General features: G+C 60.3%; 1 pseudogene. It reads right to left on the reverse strand.

Annotation, left to right across the window (positions count from 1 at the left end):
• Positions 1 to 348, reverse strand: a pseudogene (locus E5W70_RS32750) (replication protein C); the annotation flags it as partial.

Below are 348 nucleotides of genomic sequence, written 5' to 3' on the forward strand. Positions count from 1 at the left end.
CGCCCCCCAGGCTTGCTTCATAAGCCCATTGGCTGGCAGAGCCAGCCTCTAGCAAGCTGAGTTGTTCGGCGTGAGCCGAACGCCGGTTCTCGTTACTGTTCACAATAGGATCAGGGCTTGTAATCTGTTTGTGCATGCCGTTTTCGGCATTCGCGCATGCCGATTTTTCTGTCACCAACGCGGATTCCGAACGACGGCAGAGCTGCAGGGCTCGTTCGATGAGCCACTCGAACAGCGCCGTAGCGCGGCGCAAAACTGCGCTCGACGCCTTTGCGGCAATACCGACAACCGCGACGACCCGCTCAAGTCGCGCCTCAAGCCGTGATCGGGCGCGCTCTGAGAGTCCGG

The organism is Mesorhizobium sp. (assembly GCF_005063415.1).
Taxonomy (GTDB): Bacteria; Pseudomonadota; Alphaproteobacteria; order Rhizobiales; family Rhizobiaceae; genus Mesorhizobium.